This is a genomic window from Modestobacter versicolor (assembly GCF_014195485.1).
In the GTDB taxonomy this organism is placed as follows: domain Bacteria; phylum Actinomycetota; class Actinomycetes; order Mycobacteriales; family Geodermatophilaceae; genus Modestobacter; species Modestobacter versicolor.
The window spans coordinates 19,892-32,219 of the sequence record NZ_JACIBU010000002.1; the positions used below are offsets into that span (position 1 = coordinate 19,892).

The 12,328-nt window shown below is 76.1% G+C and carries 10 protein-coding genes; 4 read left to right on the plus strand and 6 right to left on the minus strand.

Annotated features, from left to right (window positions below):
- Positions 1-1,698 carry a PucR family transcriptional regulator gene (locus FHX36_RS20125; RefSeq protein WP_220035949.1) on the plus strand — a complete coding sequence of 566 codons (1,698 nt, stop codon included), beginning with the start codon at positions 1-3 and terminating at the stop codon, positions 1,696-1,698.
- A gap of 42 nt (positions 1,699-1,740) precedes the next feature.
- Positions 1,741-3,069 carry an MFS transporter gene (locus FHX36_RS20130; protein ID WP_183514273.1) on the plus strand — a complete coding sequence of 443 codons (1,329 nt, stop codon included), beginning with the start codon at positions 1,741-1,743 and terminating at the stop codon, positions 3,067-3,069.
- On the opposite strand, the gene FHX36_RS20135 is transcribed toward FHX36_RS20130, so the two are convergent.
- Positions 3,052-4,047 (minus strand): helix-turn-helix transcriptional regulator, encoded by a 996-nt coding sequence (locus tag FHX36_RS20135; protein ID WP_110551302.1) that lies wholly within the window; start codon positions 4,045-4,047, stop codon positions 3,052-3,054. The genes FHX36_RS20130 and FHX36_RS20135 overlap by 18 nt on opposite strands.
- Positions 4,048-4,142: 95 nt before the next feature.
- On the opposite strand from FHX36_RS20135, the gene FHX36_RS20140 reads away from it, so the two are divergent.
- Together FHX36_RS20140 and FHX36_RS20145 are read left to right on the plus strand one after the other, a co-directional pair.
- On the plus strand, positions 4,143-4,658 hold the full coding sequence (locus tag FHX36_RS20140) for a DinB family protein (protein WP_110551301.1): 516 nt from the start codon (positions 4,143-4,145) through the stop codon (positions 4,656-4,658).
- Positions 4,659-4,795: 137 nt separating this feature from the next.
- Entirely contained in the window at positions 4,796-5,746 is a 951-nt protein-coding gene (locus FHX36_RS20145) for a S1C family serine protease (RefSeq protein ID WP_110551300.1), read from the plus strand.
- A 4-nt stretch (positions 5,747-5,750) separates the two neighbouring features.
- Here FHX36_RS20145 and FHX36_RS20150 read toward each other — a convergent pair whose 3' ends face one another.
- The 5 genes from FHX36_RS20150 to FHX36_RS20170 all read right to left on the minus strand — a co-directional run bounded on the left by FHX36_RS20150 (position 5,751) and on the right by FHX36_RS20170 (position 12,224).
- Positions 5,751-6,467 (minus strand): hypothetical protein, encoded by a 717-nt coding sequence (locus tag FHX36_RS20150; protein ID WP_110551299.1) that lies wholly within the window; start codon positions 6,465-6,467, stop codon positions 5,751-5,753.
- Positions 6,468-6,581: 114 nt separating this feature from the next.
- Complete coding sequence (locus FHX36_RS20155) at positions 6,582-7,562, minus strand: ABC transporter ATP-binding protein (protein ID WP_110551298.1); 981 nt, start codon at positions 7,560-7,562, stop codon at positions 6,582-6,584.
- Positions 7,559-9,577: a dipeptide/oligopeptide/nickel ABC transporter permease/ATP-binding protein gene (locus FHX36_RS20160; RefSeq protein ID WP_220035848.1), complete on the minus strand. Its 2,019-nt coding sequence runs from the start codon at positions 9,575-9,577 to the stop codon at positions 7,559-7,561. Before FHX36_RS20160 ends, FHX36_RS20155 begins: the two co-directional genes overlap by 4 nt.
- A 3-nt stretch (positions 9,578-9,580) precedes the next feature.
- Positions 9,581-10,591 (minus strand): ABC transporter permease, encoded by a 1,011-nt coding sequence (locus FHX36_RS20165; RefSeq protein ID WP_181428676.1) that lies wholly within the window; start codon positions 10,589-10,591, stop codon positions 9,581-9,583.
- A gap of 46 nt (positions 10,592-10,637) precedes the next feature.
- On the minus strand, positions 10,638-12,224 hold the full coding sequence (locus tag FHX36_RS20170) for an ABC transporter substrate-binding protein (RefSeq protein WP_110551296.1): 1,587 nt from the start codon (positions 12,222-12,224) through the stop codon (positions 10,638-10,640).
- Positions 12,225-12,328 lie beyond the last annotated feature (104 nt).

Below are 12,328 nucleotides of genomic sequence, written 5' to 3' on the forward strand. Positions count from 1 at the left end.
GTGAGCCTGTCTGCGATCACCGCCCCGGGCCTGTCCGCGCTGACCCAGCCGCGGGCGGTGCCCCCGCGCGCCAGCCTCGGCCACCTGCTCGACCACCTCGGGACGACGCTGCTCGAGGTCGCCGCCGGCGAGCCGACGCTGCCGCTGGCCGAGCAGGGCGTCGGTGGCGTGGTCATCCACGACCCGGTCGACGCCCCGGTGCTGCCCTCCCGCGCGCTGGTGCTCGGCGTCGGCGTGCACGAGCCCGACGACGTCCTGGCCCTGCTGGAGCAGACCGCCGCCGCCGGCGGGGCCGGGCTGGTCGTGCGGGCCCCGGCCCCGGCCGACCCGCGGATCACCGCCGTCGCCGAGCGCACCGGCACCGTGCTGCTGGCGCTCACCCGCGGCGCCAGCTGGAACCAGCTGGCCACCCTGGTCCGCTCGCTGCTGGGCGAGGGCCAGGTCGGGACGGCGGAGCCGGAGTCGCTGGGCGGGGTGCCGGCCGGCGACCTGTTCGCGCTGGCCAACGCGATCGGCTCGCTGCTGGACGCGCCGGTGACCATCGAGGACCGCAGCTCCCGGATCCTGGCCTTCTCCGGCCGGCAGGACGAGGCCGACGAGTCCCGGATCCAGACGATCCTCGGCCGCCAGGTGCCCGACCGGTTCACCCGCGGGCTGGAGGCGCACGGGGTGTTCCGGCAGCTGTACGGCAGCGACCGGCCGGTGTGGATGCCGCCGGACGTGCTGTCGATGCCGGAGGTGACGGTCTCCCGGGTGGCGATCGCGGTGCGCGCCGGCGACGAGATCCTCGGGACGATCTGGGCGGCCGTCGACGCCCCGCTGGACGCCGCCCGCGAGCAGAGCCTGGTCGACTCCGCGAAGCTCGTCGCCCTGCACCTGCTGCGGATGCGGGCCGGCGCGGACGTCGAGCGCCGGCTGGCCAGCGAGCTGGTCGCCACCGCGCTGGAGGGCGGGCCGGGCACGGTCGACGCGCTGAGCCGGCTGGGGCTGGCCGGCCGCCCGCTGGTCGTGCTGGCCATGGGGCTCACCGAGGCCGACGCCGAGCCGGGCACGCTGAGCCTGGCCCGGCGGGAGGCCGAGCGGCAGCGCTCCGCCGACGCCCTCGCCGTCCACCTGTCCGCGCTGCACCCGGGCTCCGTCGTCGCCGTGGTGGGCGGGGTCTGCTACGCCGTCCTGCCGGTGACCGTCGACCCGATCGGCGCCGCCGACGAGCGGGCCGCGGCGGTGGCGGCGGAGTTCCTGCAGCGCACCGGGGGCCGGGTGCCCGGCATGATCGGCGTCGGCGTGGTCGCCCCCGACGTCTCCGCGCTCACCCGTTCCCGGGACAGCGCCGACCGCGCGCTGCGGGTGCTGCGCTCGGGCACCTCCTCGCGGCGGGTCGCCCGGGCCTCCGACGTGCACATCGAGTCGCTGATGCTGCAGCTGGCCGACCTGGCCGCCGCCGAGGGCCACCAGACGTCCGGCCCGGTGGCCCGGCTGGCCGCCTACGACGCCGCGCACCGCACCCAGCTGGTCGAGACCCTGCGCGCCTGGCTGGACTCCTTCGGCGACGCCATCGCGGCCAGCGGCCGGGTGCACGTGCACCCCAACACCTTCCGCTACCGGCTGCGCCGGATCGGCGAGGTGGGCGGCATCGACCTGGACGACGCCGACTCCCGGTTCGCCGCGATGCTGGAGCTGCGCCTGCTCCGCTGGTGAGCCGCCGCCGGGCTGTCGGTGGTGCTGGCTACGGTGCCCCGCGTGCACCGCGGCATGGTCGTCCTGGTCCTCTGCGCGGTGCAGTTCGTCGACGTGCTGGGCGTGACCAGCACGACGACCGCCATCCCGGCGGTGCTCGACGGCCTGGACGCCCCCGGTTCTGCGGCCGGGCCGCTGGCGGTCGCCTACCCGATGTTCTTCGGCGGGCTGCTGGTCCTCGGCGCCCGGCTGGGTGACCGGTACGGCTCCCGGCGGGTGCTGGCCGGCGGGGTCGTCGTCTTCACCGTCGCGGCAGCCGCGGGTGGCGTCGCGCAGGACGTCGGCCAGCTGCTCGTCGTCCGGGCGGTGCAGGGCGGCGCGGCCGCCGTCTGCGTGCCCTGCGCGCTGCGGCTGCTGCTGGTCGCCGCCGGCTCCGGCCGCGACCGGGCCGGCGCGCTGGCGCTGTGGAGCGCCTCGGGAGCGGTGGCCGGCGCCGCCGGGTTCCTGGTCGGCGGCCTGCTCACCGACGTCTGGGGCTGGCGCTCGGTCTTCTGGGTCAACGTGCCGATCGGGGTGCTGCTGCTCGCCGCGCTGCTCCGGGCGGTCCCGGCACCGCCGCCGGAGGCGCCCGGCGCGCACCTGGACCTGCCGGGTGCCGGACTGCTGATCGGTGCGGTGATGGCCGTCGTCGCCGGCGCCTCGCTGGTCGAGTCACCGGCGTCCCGGCCGGCGGGGGTGGCGCTCGCCGTCGCCGGCGCGGGCATCGGGCTGCTCTTCGTCCGCCAGCAGCGGCGCAGCCGCGGGCCGCTCCTGCCCGCCGGGGCGGTGCGCTCGCCGCAGCTGCGCGCCGGCACTGTCGTCTCCTTCGTCAACACCGCGACGACGAGCTCGGCGGCGGTGCTGGCGACGCTCGTGCTGCAGGACCGGCTGGGCGCCTCACCGCTGCAGGCCGGGCTCGCGCTGCTGCCGATCAGCGTCGCCGCGGTGGTCGGCTCGGCGGCGACCCGGCCGCTGACCGCCCGCCTGCCGATGCGGGTCGTCGGAGGTGCCGGGCTGCTGGGCATCTGCGCCGGCAACGTGCTGCTGGCCGCCACCTTCGGCACCGCCTGGGGCGTGGTGGCCGGGGGCGCGGTGATCGGGCTCGGGCTCGGGGCGGCCTCGGTGGCCGGCAACTCGATCGGCACCGAGGTGGCCCCGGAGCTGGAGGGCAGCGCGTCCGGCGTGCTCAACACCGGCGCCCAGCTGGGCACCGCGCTGGGCGTGGCCGCGCTGGTGCTGGTGGCGGCCGGCGACCTCGGCCCGCTGCCGGGCACCGCGCTGGCCTGGGCGGTGGCGGCGCTGGCGGCGGCGGGCTGCGCGGCGTGGCTGGTGCGGTCACCCGCCCTGCGCTGACCCGCCCTGCACCGACCCGCCCTCGGCCGACCGCTGGAACCTGGCCGCCCACTCGGCCAGCCGCTCGCGCAGCTCGGCCGGGGCGACCACGGTGAACTCCGCGCGCACCGCGCCCAGGACCAGCGCTGCCCAGTCGAGCACGTCGGTCTCCAGGTGCACCCGGCAGCGGTCCGCGCCGTCGTCCTCGACCCGCACCCACTGGCCGACCCGGTCCCGGACGACGGCCCCCGGGGCCTCGACCACGGCCTCCACGACGTGGGCGGAGCGGAACTGGTCGATGCCGGCCCGGACGAACGCCGCCGCGTCGTCGGCCGGCAGCGGGCGAGGCGCGAACCGGGCGCCGGTACCGCGCACCGCCGTCATCCGGTCCAGCCGGAAGCTGCGCCAGCCGCCGCGCTCCGGGTCGTAGGCGACCAGGTACCACCGCCGGCCGAGCGGGACGAGGCGGTGCGGCTCGACCAGCCGCTCGGCGGGCTCGCCCCCGGCCGGGCTGTACCGGAAGCCGAGCCGGCCGGTGTCCCGGCAGGCCTGCGCGACCTCCACCAGCACCTGCGGGTCGACCGCCGGGCCGCCGTCGGACCAGGCCGGGGCGGGCACGGTCATCGCCCGCAGCGCGTCGACCCGGCGGCGCAGCCGGGCGGGCAGCACCGGCACGACCTTGGCCAGCGCGCGCACCGACGGCTCGGCCATCCCGGCCACCGCGCTGGACGCCGCAGTCTGCAGCCCGACGGTGAGCGCGACCGCCTCGTCGTCGTCCAGCACCAGGGGCGGCAGCGACGCCCCGGCGGCCAGCCGGTAGCCGCCGTCGACGCCGGGCTGGGCCTCCACCGGGTAGCCCAGCTCCCGCAACCGGTCGACGTCCCGCCGGAGCGTGCGCACCGAGACGCCGAGCCGGTCGGCGAGGTCGGCGCCCGCCCAGTCGCGGCGGCCCTGCAGCAGGGTCAGCAGCCGCAGCGCCCGGTGCGTGGGGTCGGTCATGTCCTCAGCTTCCCATCAATTGCGGACAGGATCTGGCACCGATCGGCCCTAGCGTCGTCCGTGACCGTAGGACACCAGGGCGAAGGGGCACTCCGATGACCACCAGCACGCTGACCAGCGAGCGGGCCGACCTGCTCGAGGCGCTGGCCACCCACCGCTTCCACCTCACCCACACGGTGCAGGACCTCACCGACGACCAGGCCCGGCTGCGCCCCACGGTCAGCCAGCTGTCGCTGGGGGGGCTGGTCAAGCACGTCGCCGCCACCGAGCGGGGCTGGATCGACTTCGTGCTGCGGGGTGCGAGCGCCTTCCCCGCGCCCGACGAGGAGCTGTGGGCCGCCCGCGAGCTGGAGTTCACGCTGCTGCCCGACGAGACCCTGGAGGGCGTGCTGGCGGTCTACGCCGAGGTGGCGGCGCGCACCGACGAGCTGGTCAGGACCCTGCCGAGCCTGGACGTCGCGCACCCGCTGCCCGAGGCGCCGTGGTTCGCGCCGGGCGCCTCGTGGTCGGCCCGGCGGGTGCTGGTGCACGTCGTCGCCGAGACCGCCCAGCACGCCGGCCACGCCGACATCCTGCGGGAGACGATCGACGGCCAGAAGTCCATGGGCTGACCCGCTGACCCCGAAGATGGCCATCTTCGGGGACGGGGGTGAGCAGGGGTCCGCCGAGGGCGTAACGGGGGCGCGCCCACGGACGGCGGATCGGGCGTTCACTGATTACTCGTAAGCGAGCGATCAGGGAGGACCCCATGAGCCTGGCGGACGAGCACGACACCGAGCCGGCGCTGGACGCCTACTCGCGGGTGGTCACCACGGTGGCCGCGGAGATGGCGCCGCACGTCGCCGCCCTGGAGGTCAGCGGTCCCGGCGGCCGCGGCGGGGCCGGGTCCGGCGTGGTGGTCAGCGACGACGGGCTGCTGCTCACCAACGCGCACGTGGTCGCCCGCTCGACCGGCGGCCGCGCGGTGTTCAGCGACGGGTCCGAGGCGCCGGTCGAGGTGGTCGGCGCCGACCCGCTGTCCGACCTCGCCGTCGTCCGGGCCCGCGGTGCCACCCCACCGCCGGCGGTGCTGGGCGACGCCGCCACGCTGCAGGTCGGCCAGCTGGTGGTCGCCGTCGGCAACCCGTTCGGCCTGGCCGGGTCGGTGACCGCCGGGGTGGTCAGCGCGCTGGGCCGGTCGCTGCCCACCCGGGACGGGCGGACGGCGCGGGTGGTCGAGGACGTCATCCAGACCGACGCCGCGCTCAACCCGGGCAACTCAGGCGGCGCGCTGGCCGACGCCCGGAGCCGGGTGGTCGGCATCAACACCGCCGTCGCCGGGTGGGGGCTCGGGCTGGCCGTGCCGATCAACGACACCACCCGCCGGATCGTGGAGACGCTGCTGCGCGACGGGCGGGTGCGCCGGGCCTACCTCGGGCTGGTGAGCAGCCCGGTCCCGCTGCCGGCCGACCTCGCCGCGCGCACCGGCCAGCGGCGCGGGCTGCAGGTGCTCGACGTGATCGCCGGGTCGCCCGCCGACCGCGCCGGGCTCAAGGCCGGCGACCTGGTGCTCGAGGCGGGCCGGGCGCCGGTGGCGTCGGCGCAGAGCCTGCAGCGGTTGCTGTTCGCCGAGGCGATCGGCGAGCCGCTGCCGGTCACCGTCGTCCGCCGCGGCGCGATGGTCGACGTGGTCACCGTGCCCAGCGAGCTCACCGGCTGAGCGCTCAGCCCAGCGGCACGCAGAACGCGCCCTCGTCGTCCGGGCAGACCACACCGACGGACGGCGGACCGAGGGTCAGCGGCGTCTCCTCGCCGTCGTCGTCGCGCAGCCGCAGGTCCGAGACCTGCGCCTGCAGGGTGGCGAACACCTCGGTGCGGCCCTGCGGGGTGGCCGGCCCGACGGCGTCGTCGAGCACCACGTAGCCGGTGACGCTCGTCGTGCCGCGCGCCCAGAAGGTGTCCGTGTCGGGCAGCCGCGGGCCGTCCGTGCAGTACTCGTCGTTGCCGTAGGACGGCTCGAAGAAGACCCCGACCTCGCCGATGTCGGCCGGCGTCGACGGCCCGGGCGCCACGGTGAGGTGGCCGGCGAGGCCACCCTCGGCCTGCAGGGTGAACGAGAAGCCGACGGCGACGTACTGCATCGACGGGCCCTCGACCGGGCAGTCCTCGTCGAACTCCGGGAACGGCAGCACCAGACCGGTCTGCACCGCCCCGGTGGCCACCCGCAGGGTGCCGATGGACCGGCCGTCGGCGATCAGCGCCGCCTGCGCGACGACGCCGGGCTCGAACGCCGGAGCCGGCGGAGCCAGCGGCGGCGGGCTGCTCGGCGACGTCGTCGGCGCGCTGGTGGCAGCGGGCTCCCGGGCCTCAGGATCGGCCAGGTCGTCGAGGAAGCCGCAGCCGGACGACGTCAGCAGCACCCCACCCAGGACGGCGACCACTGCGACCCTGCACCGTGCCACGCCGGCCCCCGTCCTTCGTTGCGGACCGGCAGCGTCCCATTTCGCGCGACACAGCGGAAGACGCCCCGCCGGGCCGCTGACCAGGCCGGACGGTCAGTCGGCGACGCGCAGCAGGGTCCGTCCGGCCGGGGCGAAGTGGCAGGCCGCCGCGTGCCGGTGGTCCGCCGTCGGCTCGGTGGTGCGGCAGACCTCGCGGTCGGCGTGCACCAGCGGGCCGATCGGGCAACGCGGATGGTAGCGGCAGCCCGGCGGCGGGGCGTGCGGGTCGGCCGGGTCGGCGGCGGCCACCGCAGCCTGCGCCGGGTCGGCGGCCACCGGGGCGGACCGGACGGCGTGCGCCGAGTCGGGCACCGCCGCCAGCAGGTCGCGGGTGTAGGGGTGCTGCGGGTCGGCGAGCACCTGCGCCGTCGGCCCGTGCTCGACGACCCGGCCCAGGTACATGACCGCGATCTCGCTGGCCACGTACCGGACGACGGCGAGGTTGTGCGAGATGAACAGCATCGAGGTGCCCAGCTCCTGCTGCAGCCGGCGCACCAGGTTGAGCACCGTGCCCTGGATCGACACGTCGAGCGCGGAGGTGATCTCGTCGGCGATGACGACCGCCGGGCGCGCGGCCAACGCCCGGGCCAGCGCGACCCGCTGCCGCTGGCCCCCGGACAGCTGGCCCGGGTAGGCACCGGCCCGGCCGGGATCGAGCTCGACCAGCTCGAGCAGCCGCGCGACCTCGCTGCGGCGCTCGGCCGACCGGGTGCCGCGCGGGACGGCCTCGGCGATGCTGTCGCCGATGGTCATCCGCGGGTCGAGGGACGAGTAGGGGTCCTGGAAGACCATCTGCACCGGCCGGGGGCCCGAGCCGTGCCGCACCGGCCGGCCGTCGAGCAGGATCTGGCCGGCCGACAGCGGGGTCAGCCCCACCGCGGCCCGGGCCAGCGTCGACTTGCCCGACCCGGACTCCCCCACCAGCCCGACGACGGCGCCGTCCGGCACGGTGAGGTCCACCCCGTCGACCGCGGTCATCCCGCGCCGGCGGGTGCCGTACCGGACGCTCACGCCCTCGAACCGCAGCTCGCTCATGCCCGCTCCCCGATCGTCAGGACCCCAGCGCCCCGCCCGGTCTCCCCCGGCGCCAGCTCGCCGGCGTGCCAGCAGGCCACCCGCCGGCCGGAGCCGTCGTCGGCCAGCGCCGGGTCCTCCTCGGTGCAGCGCGCCGACGCCAGCGGGCAGCGCGCGGCGTAGGCGCAGCCCGGGGGCTGGTGCGCGGGGTCGACCGGCCGGCCGGGGATCACCGGCAGCGGCTGGTCGAGGTCGACGTGCATGTCCGGGACGGCGGCGACCAGCGCCCGGGTGTACGGGTGGCGGGCGTGCGTGCTCAGCTCGGCGGCGGGCAGGTCCTCCACCACCCGGCCGGCGTACATCACCAGCACCCGGTCGCACACCTGGCCGACGACGGCGACGTCGTGGCTGATCAGCAGCAGCGCGACGTCGTCGGCGGCCCGGACCGACGCCAGCAGGTCGAGCACCTGCCGCTGCACGGTGACGTCCAGGGCGGTGGTCGGCTCGTCGGCGACGATCAGCGCCGGCTCGCCCATCAGGCCCATCCCGATCATCGCCCGCTGCCGCATGCCGCCGGAGAACTCGTGCGGGTACTGGTGCGCGCGGCGCTCGGCGCCGGGCACCCGCACCGCGCGCAGCCGGTCGACGGCGCGGGCCAGCGCCTGCCGGCGGTTCATCCCCTGGTGCTGCTCGGCGACCTCGGCGAGCTGCCGGCCGATCCGGCGGGTCGGGTTGAACGAGGTCATCGGGTCCTGGAAGACCATCGCGAAGGCGGTGCCCAGCAGCCGCCGGTGCGTGCGGTCGCTGCCACCCAGCACGTCGGTGCCGAGGAACTCCAGCCGCTCGGCGCTCACTTCGCCCGGCCGCTCCACCAGCCGGGCGATCGCCAGCGCGGTCAGCGACTTGCCCGACCCCGACTCGCCCACGACGCCGACCGCCTCGCCCCGGCCGATCCGGAAGCTCACCCCGCGCACCGGCCGGACCGGGCCGGTGGGACCGGGGAAGGTGACCGAGAGGTCCTGCACGTCGAGCACCGGCCGGTCCGCCGCCGGGCCCGGGTCGGTGGCCGGCACACCGTCGTCGGTCACCGCCGCGGGCACCGTCTCGGCACGGTCGGTGCGGCCCACCGGGTACGCCCCGCCCATGGCGGTGGTCAGCCCGATGCCCTTGGCGACCGCCTCACCGAAGAGGTTGAACGCCAGCCCGGCCACGACGATCGCCACGCCGGGCGCCAGCGCTGCCTCCGGGTGGATGTAGATGCCGCTCAGCCCGTCCTGCAGCAGCCGGCCCCAGTCGTAGCTGGGCGCCTGCACGCCGAGGCCGAGGAAGGACAGGCCGGCGAAGGCCAGCAGCGCACCGCCGGCGCCGATGGTCGCGTTCACCACCAGCGGCTCGCCGATGTTGGGCAGCACGTGGCGCACCAGCAGCCGCAGCCGGCCGACCCCGGCGATCCGGGCGGCGGCCACGTAGTCGCGGTCGGTGATGCCGGCGGCCAGCGTGTGGGTGAGCCGGGCGAAGGCGGGTGCGCCGGCGAAGCCGATGGCCAGCACCGCCCCGGTCATCCCGACGCCGAACACGACGGCGAAGAACAGCGCGAGCAGCAGGCCGGGGAACGCGACGGCGATGTCGACCGCCGCGCTGACCAGCCGGCCGGCCCGGCGGCCCAGCAGCAGCGGCGCGGTGCCCAGCACCAGGCCGACGACGACGGCGATCAGCGTGGCCAGCAGCGCCAGCCCGATCGACAGCCGGGTGGCCACCAGCACGCGGAAGAAGAGGTCGCGACCCAGGTTGTCGGTGCCGACCCAGTGGTCGGCGGACGCCCCCTCGAGCACCGACGTGATGTCGACGGTGTCGGCGTCGTCGGACCACAGCAGCGGCGCGAGCACGGCCAGCACCAGCACCAGCGCGAGCAGCAGGCCGGCGCCGGCGCCCACCGGGGTGCGCAGCACGGCGAGCCAGCGGCCGCGGACCGCCGACCGCCGTGACGGCGGGGCCGCGGCGACCAGCGGTGAGGAGCCCATCGGGGACGTCGTCATCGGTCAGCTTTCCCGGATCGCCGAGCGCGGGTCGAGCAGGGCCAGCGTCACGTCGACGGCCAGGTTCACCAGCAGCACCCCGGCGCCGTAGACCAGCACGATGCCCTGCACCACCGGGTAGTCCTTGCCCAGGATCGAGGAGACGATCGTGGTGCCCAGGCCCGGCCAGGCGAAGACGTTCTCGACCAGCACGGTGCCGGCGACCAGCGCGCTGAGCAGCAGCCCGCCCAGGGTGATGGTCGAGGTGAGCGCGTTGGGCAGCGCGTGCCGCAGGTAGACCCGCCGCGCCGGCAGCCGCTTGGCGCGGGCGGTGCGCACGTAGTCGGCCTGCAGCACCGACAGCATCTCCACCCGCATGATCCGGGCGAGCGCCGCGGCCGGGCCGACGGCCAGCGAGAGCACCGGCAGCACGTAGGAGCTCGGCCCGTCCTGGCCGGCGACCGGGAACCAGCCCAGCTGGACGCCGAACACGTAGACCAGGCCGACGCCGAGCAGAAACTCCGGGATGGCCCCGACGACGACGCTGCCGGTGGAGAAGGCGAGCTCCCCGCGCCGGCGCCGGCCGCCCCGGGTGAGCACGCCCATCAGCACGCCGAGCGGCACTGCCAGGGCCAGCGCGGTGACGAAGGCGAGCAGCGCCAGCTGCACGGTGGCCGGCAGCCGCTGGCCGATGGTCTGGGAGACCGGCAGCTGGGTGGCCAGCGAGTTCCCGAGGTCACCGCTGAGCAGGCCGCGCAGGTAGTCCCAGTACTGCACCACCAGCGGGTCGTTCAGCCCGAGCGACTCCCGGCGGGCGGCGACGAGCGCCGCCGGGGCCGTGGGCCCCAGCGACGCCCGCACGGGGTCACCCGGGATCAGGTGGATCATCAGGAACGACGCGGTGACCAGCACCCACAGCGAGACCACCAGCCGGCCGCCCCGCCGTGCGGCGAACCGCAGCCAGGGGCTGTCCAGCACCCCGGCCGCTGCGCCGCCGCTGCTCGTCGTGCCGGGTGCCGCCGTCGTGCTGGTCACCGTCGCCGTCCCCTCGCCGTCGTCCGGACCGTCCGCGGGTGCAGGGTCAGCCGATCATCCGGATGCTGGTCGGCTGCAGGACGTCGATCACCTCGAACTCCGCCCCGCTGCCGAAGAAGCTGACGTCCTGGTTGGCGAACGGGATCACGTCGGCGTCGCGGACCAGGGCCGACTCCGCCTCCAGCCAGGTGTCGCAGCCCTCGGTGCCGAGCATCGTCATCGCCTCGGCGACGCCGCTGTTGTAGTCGGCGTTGTCGATGGAGGCGAAGTTGTTGCCGTCGGGCACGGCCGGGCCGGAGAGGAACGGCACCAGCTGGTCGGGGCTGCTGACGTTCACCGGCACCCAGGCGTAGTCCCAGTCGCCGCCGCTGAAGATGGTCTCGACCAGCGCCGTCTCGTCCTGCGGGGTGGTGGTGACGTCGACCCCGAGGTCGGTCCAGGCCGCGGCGACCAGCTCGGCCGCCGCGGAGCCCGGCGAGCCCAGCCCGGTGTCGTAGAGGAAGGTCAGGGCCAGCGGCGTGCCGTCCTTGCTGCGGACGCCGCCGGAGCCCTCGGTCCAGCCCGCGTCGTCGAGCGCGGCCGCCGCGGCGTCGACGTCGAACTCCGGCAGCGCGCCGGAGACCGAGTCACCGGGGCAGGCCGCCGCACCCGAGGCGGCGAAGGAGGTGCCGGGGCCGCCTCGGCCGGAGGCGAGCACCGTCGCGAGCTGGTCCAGGTCCAGGCCCTGGGTGAGCGCCTTGCGGACCGCCGGGTCCTCGGCGGGCCGGCCGGCGGCCTGGTTGAACCACGCCTGGCCGAGCACCGCGGTGACCACGTAGGAGAAGAGCCCCTCCTCCTCGAGCCGCTGCGCGTCCGGCCCGAGGATCTGCGAGGCGTTCAGGTCGCCCGACAGCAGCAGGTTCGCCGCGGTCGTCTCGTTGCTGATGACCTGCACGACGATCTCGTCGGGCATGCCCTTCTCGTCGGTGCTCGCACCGTCGGGGCCCCAGGTGTAGCCCTCGCGCTTGGTGTACGTGTAGTGGTCGCTGGGGACGGCCTCGGTCAGCTCGTACGGTCCGGTGCCCAGCGTCGACGAGGTGAGGGCGGTGCGGTCAGCCAGGCCGCTGGCGCAGACGATCGGCACGCCGACCAGCCCCTCGAGCACGAAGGGCGCCGGAGCAGCCAGCGTCATGGTCACCGTGCGGGTCGCGTCGTCACCGGTGGCCTGCACGCCCACCGGCAGGAACACCCCGAGGAACGGGCTCTGGTTCTCCGGGTCGGCGACGTAGTTGAGGTTGTCCGCGGCGTCGGTGGCGGTGAACGGCGAGCCGTCGGAGCAGGTGATGCCGTCCTTGAGCGTCAGCGTCACGGTGGTGCCGTCGACCGACCAGTCCTCGGCCAGCCCGGAGACGACCTTGCCCTGGTCGTCGGAGAACAGCAGCGAGTCGTAGGCGAAGTGGCTCTGCTGGAAGAGGCCGCTGGCCGCCGAGGCCTGCGGGTCCAGGTTCCCCGGGTCGGCCGTGGTCGCCATGGTGAAGGTGCCGCCCTCGACGACCTCCCCTCCTCCGCCACCCCCGCCGTCGTCGCCCCCGCCGCACCCGGCGAGGAGGGTCGCAGCGGCGCAGACGCCGGCGACGGTGCGGATCGACCTCATGGTGTGTCCTCTCCCTGGTACGCGAATGCGAGAAGGCTGCCCGCGGACGGGCCCGGGATCTTCGTGCAGCACGACGAGGCGGCCTGGCCGGCCTCGTCGGCGCT